Source organism: Pseudoalteromonas sp. MMG010 (assembly GCF_018100905.1).
GTDB lineage: Bacteria > Pseudomonadota > Gammaproteobacteria > Enterobacterales > Alteromonadaceae > Pseudoalteromonas.
In genome coordinates this window covers 103,165-121,909 of the sequence record NZ_JAGJEG010000003.1, presented here as the reverse complement: position 1 = coordinate 121,909, position 18,745 = coordinate 103,165, and the positions used below count along the sequence as shown (strand labels likewise).

19 protein-coding genes are annotated in these 18,745 nt (G+C 38.9%); 6 read left to right on the top strand and 13 right to left on the bottom strand.

What is annotated here, in order from left to right; genetic code table 11:
- Positions 1–324: 324 nt before the first annotated feature.
- Positions 325–1,428 (bottom strand): phosphoribosylaminoimidazolesuccinocarboxamide synthase, encoded by a 1,104-nt coding sequence (locus tag J8L70_RS05495; RefSeq protein WP_211054483.1) that lies wholly within the window; start codon positions 1,426–1,428, stop codon positions 325–327.
- 191 nt (positions 1,429–1,619) lie between these two features.
- On the opposite strand from J8L70_RS05495, the gene J8L70_RS05490 reads away from it, so the two are divergent.
- Genes J8L70_RS05490 through J8L70_RS05480 form a run of 3 tightly spaced genes read left to right on the top strand, consistent with a single transcriptional unit; the run spans position 1,620 to position 4,173 of the window.
- Entirely contained in the window at positions 1,620–2,306 is a 687-nt protein-coding gene (locus J8L70_RS05490) for an ABC transporter ATP-binding protein (protein ID WP_211054482.1), read from the top strand.
- Entirely contained in the window at positions 2,303–3,658 is a 1,356-nt protein-coding gene (locus J8L70_RS05485; RefSeq protein WP_211054481.1) for an ABC transporter permease, read from the top strand. Before J8L70_RS05490 ends, J8L70_RS05485 begins: the two co-directional genes overlap by 4 nt.
- 14 nt (positions 3,659–3,672) lie before the next feature.
- Entirely contained in the window at positions 3,673–4,173 is a 501-nt protein-coding gene (locus J8L70_RS05480; RefSeq protein ID WP_211054480.1) for a DUF3299 domain-containing protein, read from the top strand.
- 104 nt (positions 4,174–4,277) lie between these two features.
- Here J8L70_RS05480 and J8L70_RS05475 read toward each other — a convergent pair whose 3' ends face one another.
- Positions 4,278–5,204 carry a manganese-dependent inorganic pyrophosphatase gene (locus tag J8L70_RS05475; RefSeq protein WP_211054479.1) on the bottom strand — a complete coding sequence of 309 codons (927 nt, stop codon included), beginning with the start codon at positions 5,202–5,204 and terminating at the stop codon, positions 4,278–4,280.
- A 118-nt stretch (positions 5,205–5,322) separates the two neighbouring features.
- On the opposite strand from J8L70_RS05475, the gene J8L70_RS05470 reads away from it, so the two are divergent.
- Together J8L70_RS05470 and mutM are read left to right on the top strand one after the other, a co-directional pair.
- Positions 5,323–5,829, top strand: a complete 507-nt coding sequence (locus tag J8L70_RS05470) for a hypothetical protein (protein WP_211054478.1) — start codon at positions 5,323–5,325, stop codon at positions 5,827–5,829.
- Positions 5,829–6,638: a bifunctional DNA-formamidopyrimidine glycosylase/DNA-(apurinic or apyrimidinic site) lyase gene (gene mutM / locus J8L70_RS05465; RefSeq protein ID WP_211054477.1), complete on the top strand. Its 810-nt coding sequence runs from the start codon at positions 5,829–5,831 to the stop codon at positions 6,636–6,638. The genes J8L70_RS05470 and mutM overlap by 1 nt, the downstream gene beginning before the upstream one ends.
- Before the next feature lie 134 nt (positions 6,639–6,772).
- Here the strand turns inward: mutM and fdx are convergent, their stop codons facing one another.
- The 8 genes from fdx to trmJ form a co-directional block, all read right to left on the bottom strand.
- Positions 6,773–7,111 (bottom strand): ISC system 2Fe-2S type ferredoxin, encoded by a 339-nt coding sequence (gene fdx / locus J8L70_RS05460; RefSeq protein WP_211054476.1) that lies wholly within the window; start codon positions 7,109–7,111, stop codon positions 6,773–6,775.
- 10 nt (positions 7,112–7,121) lie between these two features.
- Positions 7,122–8,984 (bottom strand): Fe-S protein assembly chaperone HscA, encoded by a 1,863-nt coding sequence (gene hscA, locus J8L70_RS05455; protein ID WP_211054475.1) that lies wholly within the window; start codon positions 8,982–8,984, stop codon positions 7,122–7,124.
- A 45-nt stretch (positions 8,985–9,029) separates the two neighbouring features.
- Complete coding sequence (hscB, locus tag J8L70_RS05450) at positions 9,030–9,557, bottom strand: co-chaperone HscB (RefSeq protein WP_211054474.1); 528 nt, start codon at positions 9,555–9,557, stop codon at positions 9,030–9,032.
- A gap of 75 nt (positions 9,558–9,632) precedes the next feature.
- On the bottom strand, positions 9,633–9,956 hold the full coding sequence (gene iscA, locus J8L70_RS05445) for an iron-sulfur cluster assembly protein IscA (RefSeq protein WP_211054473.1): 324 nt from the start codon (positions 9,954–9,956) through the stop codon (positions 9,633–9,635).
- A gap of 9 nt (positions 9,957–9,965) precedes the next feature.
- On the bottom strand, positions 9,966–10,349 hold the full coding sequence (gene iscU, locus J8L70_RS05440; RefSeq protein ID WP_008131649.1) for a Fe-S cluster assembly scaffold IscU: 384 nt from the start codon (positions 10,347–10,349) through the stop codon (positions 9,966–9,968).
- Positions 10,350–10,390: 41 nt separating this feature from the next.
- Positions 10,391–11,608 carry an IscS subfamily cysteine desulfurase gene (locus J8L70_RS05435; protein WP_211054472.1) on the bottom strand — a complete coding sequence of 406 codons (1,218 nt, stop codon included), beginning with the start codon at positions 11,606–11,608 and terminating at the stop codon, positions 10,391–10,393.
- A 24-nt stretch (positions 11,609–11,632) separates the two neighbouring features.
- A complete protein-coding gene (iscR, locus tag J8L70_RS05430; RefSeq protein WP_211054471.1) occupies positions 11,633–12,124 on the bottom strand; it encodes a Fe-S cluster assembly transcriptional regulator IscR in 492 nt (163 codons plus the stop codon).
- Positions 12,125–12,309: 185 nt separating this feature from the next.
- Complete coding sequence (gene trmJ / locus J8L70_RS05425; protein WP_211054470.1) at positions 12,310–13,032, bottom strand: tRNA (cytosine(32)/uridine(32)-2'-O)-methyltransferase TrmJ; 723 nt, start codon at positions 13,030–13,032, stop codon at positions 12,310–12,312.
- A gap of 327 nt (positions 13,033–13,359) precedes the next feature.
- Between trmJ and J8L70_RS05420 the strand changes: the two genes are divergently transcribed.
- Complete coding sequence (locus J8L70_RS05420) at positions 13,360–14,448, top strand: GGDEF domain-containing protein (protein WP_211054469.1); 1,089 nt, start codon at positions 13,360–13,362, stop codon at positions 14,446–14,448.
- 18 nt (positions 14,449–14,466) lie between these two features.
- On the opposite strand, the gene J8L70_RS05415 is transcribed toward J8L70_RS05420, so the two are convergent.
- The 3 genes from J8L70_RS05415 to prlC all read right to left on the bottom strand — a co-directional run bounded on the left by J8L70_RS05415 (position 14,467) and on the right by prlC (position 18,640).
- Complete coding sequence (locus tag J8L70_RS05415; protein ID WP_211054468.1) at positions 14,467–15,222, bottom strand: class I SAM-dependent methyltransferase; 756 nt, start codon at positions 15,220–15,222, stop codon at positions 14,467–14,469.
- A gap of 59 nt (positions 15,223–15,281) precedes the next feature.
- Entirely contained in the window at positions 15,282–16,487 is a 1,206-nt protein-coding gene (locus tag J8L70_RS05410) for a response regulator (RefSeq protein ID WP_211054467.1), read from the bottom strand.
- A gap of 101 nt (positions 16,488–16,588) precedes the next feature.
- On the bottom strand, positions 16,589–18,640 hold the full coding sequence (prlC, locus tag J8L70_RS05405) for an oligopeptidase A (protein WP_211054466.1): 2,052 nt from the start codon (positions 18,638–18,640) through the stop codon (positions 16,589–16,591).
- Positions 18,641–18,745: the final 105 nt, after the last annotated feature.

The window sequence follows — 18,745 nt, the reverse complement described above, 5'->3', positions numbered from 1 at the left end:
CTTCAATTTTAGCGCTAATATTTATTTTTTTAATTTTTATTTGTTTAAATATTGTCTTTCAACACATGCGATAAATTTAATTAATGATTAAAAAGAATGATTTGTTAGATGAAAAATATCTTACGTGATATCAAGTATATTGACATGTTTAGAAAGCACTTAATACTATTTAATTATGAACCACAGTAAAAATCAGTTTATCAAAAAACACCTTAAATTAATCTTCTGTTAAGTTAATTAAAGTTGCGGTGTAATTGCAAGTATAAATACCCCATAATTAAAAATAACTAAATAATTACGAGGTATTCAACGACTTTAGTATTATTATTTTACAATTAACCCGTAGTCTGTATCTAAAATATCAATGACTTCTTGGCGCGGATCGGCTGGAATAGTAATTTCATTACCAATAATTTTACTCGCTATCCCTACATACGTATTAGACACTTCGAGCATGACTGACTCAGGCAAAATGTAATCTTTAGCTAATTGCTCACGTTCGCCCATACGATCTTTATTTAATAATACGTCGCTGTCGGGGACATTGCTGATAAGTAGTTGTCTAAACCCTTCTTTTGAATTTTCAACAATTTTACCATCACGATAAGCTGCGCCATCCCATATGCGAGACGAATCTGGCGTGCCTACTTCGTCGATGTATATGAGGTTTTGACTGCCATCTATGTCTTCTACATAACCAAATTCAAATTTAGTATCGACAAATATTTGATCAAGCTTGCTAAGCTCTGCGCTTATAACATTAAAGCCTTCAACTAATAGTTGCTCGTATTTGCTCACATCATCAACCGAGTTAAAGTTAAATACCGCTAGATTGTTCGTGATATTGTCGCGAGTGATATTTACATCATCAACAGGGGGGATCTCAGCAACCCCTTCAATAATACCTTTAGTTGATGGAGTAATTAATACGTTGTCGAGCTTTTGATTAGCGTTAAGCCCTTCGGGTAAATCAATGCCACAAAAGTTGCGTACACCTTTTGCGTAATCTCGCCACATACTACCGGTAATATATTGACGAGCAATCGCTTCAACTTTTACAGTACTTGCTTTGCGTACAATCCACACATAAGGATGAGGAATATCGACAATATGATTACCTGCAAGGCCTGCATTATCAAATAACGAAAACCAATGAGCCGCGACTGAATTTAATGCGATGCCTTTACCTGGCACACCATTTAAGCCATTCTCGCCTTGCCAAATGCAATCAAAAGCCGAAATTCTGTCGGAAATAACCATAATTGCCAACTCAGTACCTTGAGGGACTTTATAACCTTTATCAGCAATCAATCGGGCACTGTCTTCATCGGTAAGCCAGTAAACAGAACGCACTTTTCCGCTGTGCACTTTGCCTTTGGTGCGAATTGGTAAATCGTCATTAACATCTAAAACTTTATAGCTGGTCATGCTATCTCCGGGGGTTAGGGATGCTCAAAGAGCAAAGTATGGTATGGGGTTATAAGCGCTGTATAATAATCTAGCATACTAAAAAGCTCAAATAATAAAGTATAAACGTTTTACTTATTACAAGCCTTTCACACTCATAAGTTGCATGGCATTATAGTGGTAACACTGTATTTTAAATATTATTAGTTGTTATGATCACTTTATCTAACATTTCGTTTAAATGGCATAAAAAAGCCCTCTCGAATACTCTCAATATTCCTTATTTATCAATAAATAAAGGTGAACACGTCTTTTTACATGGCCCAAGTGGCTGTGGTAAGTCTACTTTATTAAGTTTATTAGCTGGCATAAATAGCCCCACCAGCGGGGAGTTAACTATTTTAGGTAAATCGCTACAAATGCTAACAAAAGCGAAGCGTGATGCATTTAGAGCCGACAATATAGGCTATATTTTTCAAAACTTTAATTTATTACCCTATTTAACGCCTATTGAAAATGTGGTGCTTGGATGTCAGTTTTCAACGTCACGCAAACGCAATGCACTAAAACATGCCAGTAGCTTAGAACAACAAGCAGCCCATTTACTTAATGCGCTTGGATTAGATACCAATCTGCATTACAGTAATGCTGCTGATTTAAGTATTGGCCAACAGCAGCGTGTTGCCGCTGCACGTGCATTTATTGGCAGCCCCGCCATTATTATTGCCGACGAGCCAACATCGGCACTCGATACTGATAATCGCCAACACTTCATAAACTTATTATTTGAACAAGCTAAAAACAGTAACAGTACGTTAGTTTTTGTCAGCCACGATAATTCACTGCAACCGCTATTTAATCGCAGTATTAACTTGGTTACTTTGCAGGATAAATTATGATTTTAGCCAAACTTGCTTTTAAAAGCTTATTAAACCGCCGCGCCAGTGTGTGTTTAACCTTATTAACGATTGCGATTAGCGTGATGTTACTACTAAGCATTGAGCGTATAAGGCTTGATGCAAAAAGCAGCTTTAGTAACACCATATCGGGAACCGACTTAATTGTGGGCGCGCGCACTGGTGATATACAGTTATTATTGTCGTCGGTATTTAGAATTGGCCATGCTAATAATGGTATTAGTTGGGAAAGTTATAACTACATAAAAAATCAACGCGGTGTTAAATGGACAATCCCAATTAGCTTAGGCGATAGCCACAAAGGCAACGCTGTATTAGGAACTTCGCCAGATTACTTCACCTATTACCGTTATGCTAAAAAACAAAACCTTCGTTTCGTAGCAGGCCAGGCTTTCAAGCATATTAACGACGTGGTATTAGGTAACGAAGTGGCTACTAAATTAGGATATAAACTGGGCGACAGCATTGTTATTTCACACGGCATGGGGAATACCAGTTTTCATCATCATAAAGATAACCCTTTTACTGTTGTCGGTATATTAGCCCCCACAGGAACGCCAGTTGATAAAACATTGCATATTCCACTAGGAGCTATTGATTTAATTCATGCCTCTCATAGTCGTCATGCATCGAGTGCTCACGATGAGCATGATGAGCATGATGAGCATGATGAGCACGATGAGCACGATGAGCACGATGAGCACGATGAGCACGATGAGCACGATGAGCACGATGAGCACGATGAGCACGATGAGCAAAATAATGCATTAATTGGTCAACCTAAACAAATAACAGCTTTTTTGATGGGGTTTAACTCTCCACTTTATACTTTGCAAATGAGACGAAATATAAATCAATATAAACCCGAAGCATTACTGGCCATCATGCCTGCGGTCACACTTAAAGAGCTATGGGAAATGCTCACGATTGTCGAAAAAGTGCTGTTATTATTTTCAGCCGTTGTCGTACTAATAAGTCTACTTGGCATGCTAACCACTTTGTTGGCAAATTTAAATCAGCGTCGCAGAGAGCTTGCTATATTACGCTCAGTGGGTGCTAAGCCATGGCATATATTTACGCTTATGAGTATCGAATCGCTCTTTATAACTTTACTTGGCTGTATAGTCGGCTGCATTTGGTTTTATGTGTTAATGCTAACAAGTGCAACCTATTTACAAACTCATGCTGGTATAAGTATTAACATTACGTCGCTGTCATACTATGAACTCACATTAATAGCGATTATTATGGGATCTGGTTTTATTATTGGCTTAATACCCGCAACCCGCGCTTACTTTTATTCGTTAACTGATGGTATGAGCATAAAAGTATGATTTTTAGGAACACCATGACATTTTTTAAAGTACATTTTTATTCATGGCTGACAATTAGCTTGCTAGTTGTCAGTTTTAATAGCTTTGCAAACCCACCCAAAGAAATTTTTTGGGAAGACTTAATTCCCAAAGGGCATTTACAACTAAATTCACAAGAACAAGCTAATCACGAAGGTACTGAACAAAATTGGGTACAACCTGATTTAGATGCCCCTACCGTCACTGAATTAAATGGTCAGTCGGTGAGCTTACCTGGTTTTGTCGTTCCGCTTGAGGGAGATGAAAATACCATTACCGAATTTTTATTAGTGCCTTACTTTGGAGCCTGTATTCATGTGCCGCCTCCGCCGCCAAATCAAATCGTGCATGTGAGCATTAAAGGTGGAGTACCTATTGAAAGCCTTTACGATGCCATTGTAGTTACAGGTATCATCACCACAGAGTCATGGTCAGGCGAAATTGCACAGGTCGGTTATAAAATAAATGCTGTCGGTGTCGCTCCATTTGAGCTGTAAATAACATGCACCTTAGCTAAAGATCATGCGTGTTTTATATTTTATTGATACAAATAAAAACGGGCCGCTAACATTCGCGGCCCGTTTTTAACTAATCACTTTAATTAAAGCTTAGCAAATGCATCTTGTAGTGGCGGTACAACTTGCTTTTTACGGCTTAATACACCATCTAACCATACTTTAGCGTTTTGTGGCACAACCCCATACGCTTGCTCTACTAATGTTTCATCATCAGAAACAATCAGCATTTCAGAGCCTTCTTTCATAATATCGGTTAAAAGCAAAAATACAGAGTGGCGACCACCCTCTTCTTTTAATTTTGCTATATCCGCTTCAAGATCAGCTTTAATATCATCAAATACAGCTAAATCAATTACTTCTAGTTGGCCAATACCCACTAGCTTGCCATTCATATTAAAGTCTTTAAAGTCACGCATTACTAGGTCACGTGCTGGGGTATCTTCAACAGCCGACTTAACACGGAACATATCCATGCCAAGCTCTTTAAAGTCTTCAACGCCAGCAATTTCAGCTAATGCTTCAACACATTTAATATCAGCTGTAGTGCATGTTGGCGATTTAAAAATAACAGTGTCGCTTAAAATAGCGCACATCATAATGCCTGCGATATCTTTAGGGATTTCTACACTGTAAAAATCGTACATCATTTTTATAATCGTATTTGAGCAACCCACAGGGCGGATCCAACACTCAAGCGGTGTAGAAGACGTTAAATCGCCTAGTTTATGGTGATCAACAACACCGACTACGCGCGCTTGATCAATATCATCTGGCGCTTGTGTTTTTTCGGTATGATCAACAATGTATACATCTTCACCGGCATAGCTTAATTTTAGCTCAGGGGCTTCAAAGCCAAATTTATCTAAAATAAACTGCGTTTCTGGCGATACATCACCTAAACGTGTTGGAATTGCAGGCTCATCGATTTGATTTTTTAAATAAGCCAGTGCAATTGCACCACAAATTGAATCTGAATCTGGGATTTTATGGCCCACTACATACATAGACATTGACGGAACTCCTATAAATTTGCCGATATTCTAGCAAAGTATACGGCTTTTAACATATAGACAGCGCAATTAAGTTTTAGTTACACTTTAAATCCCCAAGTTATACAGAGTTAGTGCAATGAAATTAGGCCGTAAAGGTTGGAATAACGTTATCATTTTTTCTATGTTAATTATGATTTTCTTTTTGAATGGTTGGCATAAATCGTTATTTAATCAACAACAAGCACCTAGCATGGAACCAATCCTTCCTATACAAAGCTTTGTTTTAACCGTTAAATTTGCCGATCAAATGATTGAGCGAATTGGAACCTCTTGGCGTATCAAAGCAAATCAAACATCACAATGGCAACCAAGCGAACAACAAATTAGTGAATTAATTAATCGCTGGCAAACCTTAACACTCATGCCCGAACACGAAACCGTAGTGTTTAACCCTAAAGCGCCCCTATATGTAGCGTCCTTTGAATTAGCTGGCGAAAAGCTACCTTGGGTTTATTTACTTTATCAAGGGAATGACCGCTATTACCTGCTAGAAAAAAATACTCAGCGTATATTAGGTCTCGATCTTAGTACTGCAAAAACACTATTCCCAAGTGCCGTTTTTACTAAAGGAGACACTAAATAATGCCAGAGTTACCAGAGGTAGAAGTGAGCAAAATGGGGATCACCCCTCATATCCTTAATCAAACCGTTATTAAAGTAAACATTCACAATCCGAATATGCGCTGGCCTGTACCTGAAGAAGTATATCAATTAGAGCACCTAGCAGTGACCAAGGTAGAGCGCAGAGCTAAGTACCTATTACTGCATTGTGAGCTAGGCAGCGTTATATTACATTTAGGGATGTCGGGCAATTTAAGGGTAGTTAGCGCTAACGAGCCTTTAAAAAAGCACGACCATATTGAGTTTATTTTTGAAAATAATAAAGCACTTAGATTAAACGACCCGCGACGTTTCGGTTGTTGTTTATGGCAAGAAAACGACACAACCCATAAATTACTTTCTAAATTAGGCCCAGAGCCATTAACCGATGAATTTTTAGCTAAACGTGTATTTGAGCAATCTCGCAATAAAAAAACACCTGTTAAACAATTTATTATGGATAATGCTACCGTTGTGGGGGTGGGCAATATTTACGCAAACGAATCATTATTTAAAGCAGGTATTCACCCTAAGCGCGAAGCGGGTAAAGTCTCGTTAAAACGCTATCATACATTAATTCCCATCATAAAAGACACGCTAAGTGAGGCTATTACACAGGGGGGCACGACATTAAAAGACTTTGCTCAAAGCGATGGAAAGCCGGGGTATTTTGCACAAAAATTATTAGTTTATGGCCGAAAAGGTCAACCTTGTACTATATGTAAAACAGAGCTTGAGGAAATACGCCTGGGGCAACGTAGCACTATTTTTTGTAAAAAATGCCAAAAATAAGAACTTTAGCAAGTTAAATTTAATAAATTGCAAATCAGTACCTAGCTGTACAATAGCAACCTTAAGCTAATAAGTGGTTATAAAAAAAGCTTTGTCGTAATACGGCAAAGCTTTTTTAACGTGCTATCTAGCTGTTAATGTTCTTCATTAACGATATTTAGGTTGTATTTTGGTATTTCTACCACTAAATCTTCGTCTTTAATTACCGCTTGGCAACCTAAGCGCGACTCAGACTCTAAACCCCATGCTTTATCTAGCATATCGTCTTCTAGCTCATCACTTTCATCAAGTGAATCAAATCCTTCACGGATCACTAAATGACAGGTTGTACATGCACATGATTTTTCACACGCATGGGCAATACTAATCCCATTTTTTAATGCAGCATCAAGTACAGTTTGCCCTGTTGGTGCTTCTACTGCTGCGCCGTCAGGACATAATTCCGGATGGGGAAGAAAAATAATTTGTGGCATTCTAACCTCTTTAAACGTTGTCTACTGACTGCCCTTGCAGGGCTTTTTTAATCGATGAATCCATTCTACGCTCTGCAAATACGCTACTTGCATTATCTACTTTGCTAATGGCTGCTTTTATATCACTTGGCTCAGTCGCTGTTTGGCGCACTTGTGCAAGCTCGGCTATTTCGCTTTGTAAACGAGTTAGCTCTTCATTACTTAATAATTGCGAATCAGTTGCTAATGACGCTTCAAGCGCTTCGATAACGCGTAGAGCTTCAACTTGTTGCTCTTTTAGCATACGAGCTTGCATATCGCCCTTTGCATTGCTCATAGACTCTTTAAGCATACTTGCTACTTGTTCATCAGATAAACCAAATGAAGGTTTTACTTGAATTTCAGCTTGCACACCGGTTGATTTCTCCATTGCCGACACACTTAACAGACCATCGGCATCAACTTTAAAAGTAACACGAATATGCGCCGCACCAGCGGCCATGGCTGGAATGCCTTTTAAGCTAAATTTGGCTAATGAACGACAATCATCAACTAGCTCGCGCTCACCTTGTAACACGTGTAACGACATCGCCGTTTGACCATCTTTAAACGTGGTAAATTCTTGTGCTCGCGCAACAGGGATCGTGGTATTACGTGGAATAATCTTTTCAACTAAGCCACCCATCGTCTCAAGCCCCAATGATAAAGGGAGCACATCAAGCAGTAACATATCAGAATCGGGTTTATTACCCACTAATACATCGGCTTGTAACGCCGCACCTAATGCAACAACGCGGTCAGGGTCGATTGATGTAAGTGGCTCTTTATTAAAAAAGCTTTCTACTTGGCTACGGACTAGCGGCATACGTGTAGAACCACCGACCATAATCACTTGCAGCACTTCTTCGTTTTCTATGCCAGCGTCTTTCACTGCGCGACGACAGGAGCGTAGCGTTTTTTTAACTAAAGGTGTGGCTAGCTCATTAAATATTTCGCGGGTAACTTCTACCGTATGGCTTTGTCCATTAAACTCTAGCCCTACGTTTACTTTAGCGTACTGACTTAATGCTTCTTTACATGCTTTCGCTTTATTAATAAATAAGCGTAAATCAGAAGGCGATAACGCCGTCACACCCGTTTGTTGCTTAAAGTACTCAACCAATAGTGAATCAAAATCATCACCACCTAGGCTTGAATCACCACCGGTTGCCATAACTTCAAACACACCTTGGTGTAAGCGTAAAATAGAAATATCGAAAGTACCGCCGCCTAAATCGTAAACGGCAATGATTCCTTCTTGCCCCGAATCAAGGCCATAAGCAACCGCAGCCGCTGTTGGTTCGTTTAATAAACGAAGTACATTAATACCCGCTAATTCTGCTGCATCTTTCGTACTTTGACGTTGAGCATCATCAAAATAAGCAGGAACAGTAATTACCGCACCTAATATATCTTGATTACCAAAACTTTGCTCTGCACGTGCTTTTAACGACGCTAAAATATGGCTAGAAGCTTTAACAGGGCTAATTTTACCCGCCGCAGTTTCAATGGCTAACGATCCATTATCTTCACAAAACTGATAAGGCAATTGACCATAACTTTGTTCTATTTCGGCTTGTGTTTTACCTAAAAAACGCTTCACTGAAATTAATGTATTAGCAGGGTCTTGGGTTGCAGCCTGTGCTGCATCGCTACCAACACTAATGCCATCAGCTTGATAACGCACAACCGATGGTAGCATCGCAGTGCCCGAATCATCATTAAGTGTACGTGCTTCGCCACTTTGTACTGTTGCCACTAATGAATTGGTTGTACCTAGGTCAATACCTATTGCTAACTTATGTTCATGTGGTGCCGCGCTCTGCCCCGGCTCAGCAATTTGCAATAATGCCATAATGCTCTTTAAACTCGTATAACTTGCTTTGCAGCAAATGAATGATTAATCGTCGAATAAACTGTCTTCAATACGCTCTAATTCGTCGCGTAATTTATACACAAATTTTAATTTACGAATATTGTCGGCGGCTTGTTGATATGCCTGCTCATTATTACTGGCTAGTTGCTCGGCTAATTGTGCACTATATTGCGTGTTTAATTGTTTTATTTTTTCTTCAAATTGCGCAATAGCAGCATCGACATCGGTGGCTGAAGTAAGTTCTTCAAGCTCTTCTCGAAGTTCCATTTGCTGCATTAAAAATAGTGGATCTTGCAACGTTTGTTGCTCAGCTCTAATATCTACACCTAACTCACTTAGCATATACTCGGCACGTTTTACCGGATGCTTTAACGTTTGTAGTGCATCGTTAATTTCGGCAGCACTTTGCACAGCCATTAACTTATCGCGGCTACTTGCATTAGCGTGACGATCAGGGTGCACAGCACGTTGCAGATCAAGGTAATTTTTATTGACTAAAGCCAAATCTACATTGTAATCAACGGGTATAGCAAACAACTTAAAATAGCGCATCTTAAAACCATATAAATTTCAGATAGAACAAAGCCCTACAGTTGCAGGGCTTAAGAAAACAATTACACAAAGTAATTAAACGGTGAAGCTTTCGCCGCAACCACACTCATCAGCTTGGTTAGGGTTAGTAAATTTAAACCCTTCATTTAAGCCTTCTTTGGTGTAATCAAGCTCAGTACCATCAATATAAACTAAGCTTTTAGCATCAACAATTAAGGTAACACCTTTTGCTTCAAATGTTTCATCGTCTTCGTTTAAATCGTCAACAAACTCTAGTACATAAGCAAGACCTGAACAGCCTGTCGTTTTAATGCCTACGCGCAGGCCTAAACCTTTTCCGCGATTTGCTAAAAAAGATTGTACGCGGTTTGCTGCCGCATCTGTCAATGTCACTGCCATGAGGTTCTCTTACTTCGCTTGTTTACTTTTGTAATCTGCAATAGCTGCCTGAATCGCATCTTCGGCTAAAATTGAACAGTGAATTTTCACTGGTGGTAATTCTAGCTCAGCACTAATATCAGTGTTTTTAATCGTTGCAGCTTCGTCTAATGTTTTGCCTTTTACCCACTCTGTTACCAAAGAAGATGAAGCAATGGCACTACCACAGCCGTACGTTTTAAATTTTGCATCTTCAATAACGCCTTCAGACGATACTTTAATTTGCAATTTCATTACGTCACCACATGCTGGTGCGCCAACCATACCCGTTGCCACTGACGGATCATTTTTATCAAGAGCACCTACATTACGTGGGTTTTCTACGTGGTCGATTACTTTGTCGCTATAAGCCATAATTCTTTCCTCATTACCTGCTACGGTATGTGCTCACACTATTAGTGGTGAGCCCATTCTACTGAATCTAAATCTACGCCATCTTGATGCATTTCCCATAAAGGAGACATCTCGCGTAGGCGGCCGATAGAGTTTTTCATTAACTCAACGGTATAATCAATTTCTTCTTCGGTAGTAAAACGCCCGATACTAAAACGAATTGAGCTATGCGCTAACTCATCGTTACGACCTAAAGCACGCAATACATACGACGGCTCTAAGCTTGCAGAAGTACATGCTGAACCCGATGATACAGCAATATCTTTTACTGCCATAAGTAACGACTCACCTTCAACAAAGTTAAAGCTAATGTTTACAATACCAGGTACTGATTGATCTTGTGTGCCGTTAAAGTACACTTCGTCCATATCGGCCATAATACCGTCTATTAAACGCTTACGCAGTGCACTGATATGTGCGTGATCTTTTTCAAAATCTTGTTTAGCAATTCTAAATGCAGCGCCCATTCCTACTAACTGATGCGTTGCTAAAGTGCCTGAACGCATACCACGCTCGTGACCACCACCGTGCATTTGTGCTTCTAAACGAGCACGAGGTTTACGACGAACGTAAAGTGCACCAACCCCTTTTGGACCATAAATTTTATGACCAGAGAACGACATAAAGTCAACTTTAAGCTGCTGTACATCAATTAATACTTTACCCGCGCTTTGTGCTGCATCTACGTGGAACATAATCTTACGTTCACGACACATTTCGCCAATAGTCGCAATATCTTGAATAACACCTAGCTCGTTATTTACGTGCATAATACTTACCAGCACAGTGTCTTCGCGCATAGTTTGCTCAAGTTTTTGCAAATCTAATAGGCCGTTTTCTTCAACGTCCATATAGGTAACTTCAAAGCCTTGACGCTCTAGCTCACGACAAGTATCGATAACTGCTTTATGTTCAGTTTTAGCGGTTATAACGTGCTTACCTTTCTTTTTATAGAACTGTGCAGCACCTTTAATTGCTAGGTTGTTTGATTCTGTTGCGCCCGATGTGAAAACAATTTCACGTGGATCTGCATTAATTAAATCAGCGATATCTGTACGTGCTTGATCAACTACTTCTTCAGCTTGCCAACCAAAACGGTGCGAACGTGATGCTGGGTTACCAAAATTGCCATCCATAGTAAGGCATTGCATCATTTCTTTCGCTACACGCTCGTCAACCGGTGTAGTTGCTGCGTAATCTAAATAAATCGGTAACTTCATTTTTCTCTCCGCTACTCGTCAACTTTAAAGTTGACAGCTTACTTGAATATTTTCTAACTGCTTGATTGCATCGTTTATGCTGTTATCTTGGCGAGATGCGACGGCTTTAACATCTGACTTTTCGACCAATTCAGCAAGAGTAATATTATTTAAAAAATCTTCTATTCGTGCGCTTAGCTCTGACCATAAAGTATGTGTTAAACAACGCATACCACTTTGGCATCCAGTATTAGCACCTTGACAACGCGTTGCGTCTACCGACTCATCTACCGCGTTAATTACATCGCCCACCGAAATAACACTTGCTTCACGCCCTAATAAATATCCACCACCAGGGCCTCTTACCGAACTCACTAACCCATTTTTACGTAAACGCGCAAATAATTGTTCAAGATAAGATAATGAAATTTCTTGGCGCTGAGATATATCAGCAAGGGCTACGGGGCCAACACTTGCGTGTAGCGCAACATCTAGCATAGCTGTAACGGCATATCTGCCTTTAGATGTTAATTTCATAACGACGCCCCATGCACAAAAGAGTGCAAATTTTAATTACCAGAGTAAAATAGTCAAGTATTATCTTAAGCTCTAAGTATGCACTTTAATTCTAATCTCATTAATACCCGACCCTTTTAGTCAGGTATTATGTGCATTTTAATTACCTGAGTAAATTAGTCAAGTATTAGCCTTATAACTTTGGTTTATTTTATAGACTTATTTATAGAAGTTAAAATACCACGCAAGATATTCAACTCGGCATCTTCTGGGCGTGCACGGTTAAATAATCGACGAAGCTTAGTCATTACCAAACCCGGGTGCTGCTTAATAATAAAACCAGTATTGTGTAATGTATCTTCTAGGTGATCATAAAACAGTTCGGTTTGTTTAGAGCTAGGGTAAACAGTGTCGTCTTGCTCTTCTTTTTGTGGCTGCTGATTTAAAAACGCCATACGCGTTTCATAACATAAGGTTTGAACCGCCATCGCTAAATTAAGTGAGCTGTATTCTGGATTTGCAGGGATGCATACATGATAATTACAAAGCTGTAGTTCTTCATTTGTTAAGCCACTGTTTTCTCTACCAAACACAAGAGCTACTGGCCCATTTACCGCTTCGCCAACTAGCTTTTCACCACACTCACGTGGCTCAACCATTGGCCAAGATAAAGTACGCGAACGCGCACTTGTGCCAATCGTAAGTGCACAACCAGCAATCGCATCTGCAACAGTATCAACAATAACCGCATTACCGAGTACATCGGTTGCACCTGCAGCTAACGCACTAGCATGGCTGTCTACTTCACATGCTGGGTCGACTAAATATAATTTAGATAGTCCCATGGTTTTCATCGCGCGTGCCGCTGAACCAATATTACCCGAGTGAGACGTGTTAACTAAAACAATACGAATATCATCTAAGATCATTATTATGTTACTTACTTATGCCAAAAAATTGCGCGAATTCTATCAGAGATCACCTCAAGATCCTAGGATCCCAAGCCTTAACCTATATGTACAAAATACACTTTAAGCTAATTAACCGCTTGCTGATCTGTTTGTTACTCAGTGTTAAACATCTAACTTATTGCACTCGCTGTTTTGTTAAAAGTTATAAGTTAAACATTTATTATTTTTACTTTAAAAGTGCATACTCACTTGTTAAATAGCGATAAAAAATAAACACTAAAACTATAATAAGTAAATAAAATAAGTAATAATCTCAGAATCAACTGCAATACTAAAGCCAATTTAATGCTCAATTTATGGTACAAACAATTCCCTAAACAGCCAAAAGATCATAAAGATTTTTGGCGCACTCGCCTTATTGCCAGTTTGTTGCTGTTAATGACTGTTTATTTTTTTATTTTAACTGCACTTAATGTTTTTTATTTTGCTAGTTATGATTTAGCCATAATTGATGCCACTGGTTTATTTTTATCACTTGTTGTTACGTTATGGTTTTGCAAAAAAGCAACGGTAAATCAAGCATCTTGGGCAGTTGTTTTACTCACGGTTGGTTTAATAATGGCATTTATTATTTCAGCTAAAGGGTATGCACATTCTTTATTTTGGGTCACCCTTATACCGCCGTTAGCATTTTTCTTAGTTGATAGAAATTCTGCCACGCTCGTTTGTATTGTTACATCAGCTATTTGTGCTTACCTTGTTTATCAACAATACCAACAAACGGTCATAATAAGCTTAGGGTCTTTATTTAATATTATAGAAGTCTGTATCGCACATATTTTGATGTTTAGGTTTTACGAAAAAACCCATAATTCAGCCTATACCTATTTATCTTTACGTAATGTCCAAATACAAAATCTAGCCGATACAGACAAGCTAACCGGCGTGTATAATAGGCAAAAGTTTGATCGTAGTTTAAGTAAGTTATTAAGCGATATACCCCAAGACACAACACATCATATCTTGCTTTGTGATATTGATTACTTTAAGCGTATTAATGATCAATATGGGCATCTAACCGGTGATAAAGTATTAACTGAGTTTGCCGCAACTCTAAAAACTTATTTTAGTAGCAATGTATTTATTGCCCGCTGGGGCGGTGAAGAGTTTACCATTGTTTTATCAAATACTGTCGAGTCAACTGCGTTACAACAAACACTGGACTTTAAAGAGTTTATTAATACTCAAATGTTTAGTGACATCTCTTTAACTATCAGCATTGGCCTGACATTAATAAACAAAGATGACACGGTTTTAAGTATTTTAGAACGTGCTGATAAAGCATTATATGAAGTTAAAAATAATGGCCGCAATGCAGTGTGTACTATTGATAAAGTGGGCAATACGACAATCTATAAAACAAAACCGGTTTAAAGCGTCAAATTCGATTGTTTAAACCATTGCCGCTTTTACATATACATCAAAGCGGTTCTTTTTTGTTTTTATTTGCATACTGGGTGCTTTATCATTTAAAAACGGGGCGTAGTCAGGACGTTTTACTACCACTCTTTTACTTGCTAAAGGATAAGCAAAATCAAGTAAGTCATCGGCATCGGCATCACCACCGACTAGTTGTTGAAACACGCGCATTTCTTTTTTTACCAGCGCTGACTTTTCTCTATGTGGGAACATAGGATCTAGGTATACAACATCTGGCATACTTTCGCATTGAGAAAGTAAAGTATGGCTCGAGCCAAATATTAAGGTCATATTTTGCTGCATCCAAGGGCCTATTTCGCTGTTACTGTAAGCACGTTGCAAACCATCATAAAGTAAAGCGGCCACCACAGGATGTCTTTCATGTAAAATAACTTTACAACCAAGTGATGCAAGTACAAAGCCATCTCGGCCTAACCCGGCAGTTGCATCAAGCACAACAGGCGTCGCTCCTTTGTTTAATCCTACAGCCTTGGCGATTGCTTGCCCTTTACCACCACCAAACTTACGCCGATGAGCGGCTGCACCTGTCACAAAGTCTACGTTAATAGCCCCTAATTTAGGTTCGTCCGTTTTATATAAGCTTAAGCCTTGTTCGTCGTAATGTAACGAAAAGTGTGTTTGCGACTGCGCCCATTGCTCCAAACCAAAACGCTGTTCTATGTCGTTAAGGTATGAACGCATTTCTTTAAACTGACACTTTATAACCAAAATAGTCTCCGAACTAGATTAAACGCACCCAGTATAACAAGTCCCATAGGGTAGGCACACTAAAATAGCTCAATATCCGGTGTTGAATCGTGATCATCTAATGTGTTTTTATCGTGCTTATCATACTGTTTTGGCACTGCTCTTTGTTGGAGAACTTGTAATAATTCGTTCCGACTTTGTGTAATTTGCTTTAATTGGTAGCGTATATACGCTAAATCACTGTTAGCAGACGCAAATTGTTGCATCGTCTGGTCTAATTGATTGATGTACAGAGAAAGATCTTCTGGCAAGGTTAATTTTTTGCGGGTATTAACCGCAGATTCTAATGAATGAAGCTGCTCTATAAATTGCTTGGTAGATTTATTTTGTTCTATATTTTGCGTGTTAAGTTGCTCTACCACTTCTTTTAAAGTATTTGTAATACGAGCAGCCTGCTCTAAAGTATTTTCATGCTTTTCCATAACCACTACTTTTTCATTTGTAACTTCGAGAATATGTGGAAATAAATCTTTATATCGTCCATATAACACACTGTTTTCAAGCGGCATATTCTTCGCTAATAAAGACACTTTTGGATAATTTACTATCGTGATATCGCCAATATCAACAAACCGACTTTCAAACTTATGCTGCACTAATAACTCTTGCTCTAGTGGGCATACTCCACTGTCGTGGCAATAATATAGCGCCCGCCCTTGGTACCAAAAAACCACCACCACGTCGATGTTTAATGGTGTAAAAAATGCTAATAAATATTGGCTTAGCGATTCGAGGGTTTCACAATGATAACTTTGTCCAACAAAGCGAACTATTCTGCCCATATCGCCATTTTCTGTCATGGCTATTTCGGCAGTGGTATTAGCGCTTTCTACATCTCGCTTTAATTTAATGCATTGCTGACGATAGTGATAAAGTACTTTTATACGTTCTTTTAATTCTTCATGATTAAAAGGCTTATACACAAAATCAGAGCCGCCGACCTTATAACCTTGTACACGCTCTTCAAGCTCAACTTTACATGATAAAAACATGACGGGAATGTCTTTTGTATGCTTATTTTGTTTTATTTTTTTACATACCTCATACCCATTTAAATCGGGCATTTCTATGTCAAGTAACACAATATCAGGGTGATATTGATTAATTAATTTGAGCCCATCGTCACCACTGCTAGCATGCAATACTTTACAAAAACCAGACAAAGCATTATCAATAATATGATGAACATAGCTATCGTCATCTATGGCCAGTACCAACTTTGCCATTACTCATTCCCTTTTTAATCGCTATATTTATAGCATAGTACGCAAGCAAAAATTGTCGAAAAAAAAAGCGCCAATTAGGCGCTTTATATTTTATTTTTAAATTACACGGCAATACCGCTGTGGCGTAATAAAGCATCCACACTGGGCTCTCGTCCTCGGAATTTTTTAAATAACTCCATTGGCTCTTCGCTACCGCCTTTTTCTAAAATATTTTGTAAAAAGGCTTGGCCTGTTTCTGGATTAAAAATACCTTCTTCTTCAAACTTAGAAAAGGCATCAGCAGAGAGTACTTCGGCCCACTTATATGAGTAATAACCGGCACTATAGCCACCAGCAAAGATATGGCTAAAACCATGTTGGAAACGATTAAACTCAGGTGCTTTAACAACCGATGTACGACTACGCACATCATCTAAAATACGTTGAATTCGACATGCTTTACCTGGTTGATAATCGGTGTGGATTGCAAAATCAAATAATGAAAATTCAATTTGACGCAACATTTGCATCCCTGAATTATAGTTTTTAGCTGCCAGCAACTTATCGAGTAGCTCTTTTGGTAATGGCTCATTAGTTTCGTAATGACCAGAAATAAAGCTCAGTGCTTGCTCATCAAAACACCAGTTCTCTAAAAACTGACTAGGAAGCTCTACTGCATCCCACGCAACACCACTGATACCCGATACCGCAGCGGCATCAATTTGTGTCAACATGTGATGTATTCCATGACCAAACTCATGGAATAAGGTCGTGACTTCATTATGGGTAAACAACGCTGGTGTATCGCCGATTGCTTTATTGAAGTTACATACCAAATAAGCTACTGGGTTTTGTAATGTGCCATTTGCTCGGATTGTACGGCTCATGCATACATCCATCCATGCCCCACCACGTTTTCTTTCACGCGCATATAAATCAAGATAAAAACTACCACGTAAAGTGCCAGTGCTATCTACAATATTAAAAAAGCGCACGTCGTTATGGTATTTATCAAATTCAAATACTTCTTTTACGGTAATACCAAATAAGCGATTGACCGTCTCGAACAAACCACTTAGCACTTTATCGGCTGGGAAGTAAGGACGTAGTACTTCATCTGAAATAGCGTACTTTTCTTGTTTTAGTTTTTCACCATAGTAGCCAAAATCCCAGCTTTGCAATTCGGTTACATTATGTTTTTCGCTGGCATACGCTTGTAGCTCTGCAAGTTCTTGCTCTGCTTGTGGTTTTGATTTTGCAGCTAGATCATCTAAAAATGAAAATACCTGTGCTGGGCTTTGCGCCATTTTTGTTGCTAATGACTTTTCACCATAGTTTTTAAAACCAAGTAATTGGGCTAGTTCGTGTTTTAACGCCAATTCTTCACTCATTATGTCTGAGTTATCAAATTCACCGGCATTAGGCCCTTGATCAGACGCGCGAGTGCAAAAAGCCGTGTACATTTCTTTGCGTAATTCGCGGTTATCAGCATAGGTCATTACTGGTAAATACGACGGTATATCTAAAGTAAATAACCAACCATCAAGATCTTTACTTTTTGCGGTGTCAGCAGCAAGTGCCAGTGCTGATTCAGGCAAGCCTGATAACTCTTTTTCATCCGTAATATGTTTTTGCCATGCAAGCGTAGCATCCATCACATTATTGCCAAACGTCGAGGACAACTCAGATAAACGTACACTTATTTCACCATAGCGTTTTTGCTGTGCTGGCTTTAACGCAATCCCTGATAACTTAAAATCGCGAAGTGCGTTGGTAATCGATTTTTGCTGCGCGGTATTTAATGTTTTAAACTCATCGCTGTTATAAAGCGCATTGTAGGCCTGGAATAACCCTTGATGTTGACCAACAAAAGTAGAGTACTCTGAAAGTAATGGTAAACATTGCTCGTATGCTTGGCGAAGCTCATCGTTATTCATAACAGAGTTTAAATGCGATACCGGCGAAAATAAACGAGATAACTTATCATCACTTTCTTCTAATGGAACAATAAGATCATTCCATGTGTAAGATTGCTTAGCAATAACTGTCTCTATTGTATTTTTACATAGCGCTATTGCTTGCTCTAATGCGGGCACTACATGCTCTGGCTTAATAGCTGAAAAAGGCGGTAAGCCTTCAAGGCCTATTAATGGGTTGTTAGATAAATCGCTCATACTGGCTCTCAAATCGTTACGAATATGTTTTTAAAGTTGGGGCAAAATAGCGAAATACAAGGGGCTTTTATCGGGTCTACATGTGTTACTATTTAGAAATAGACC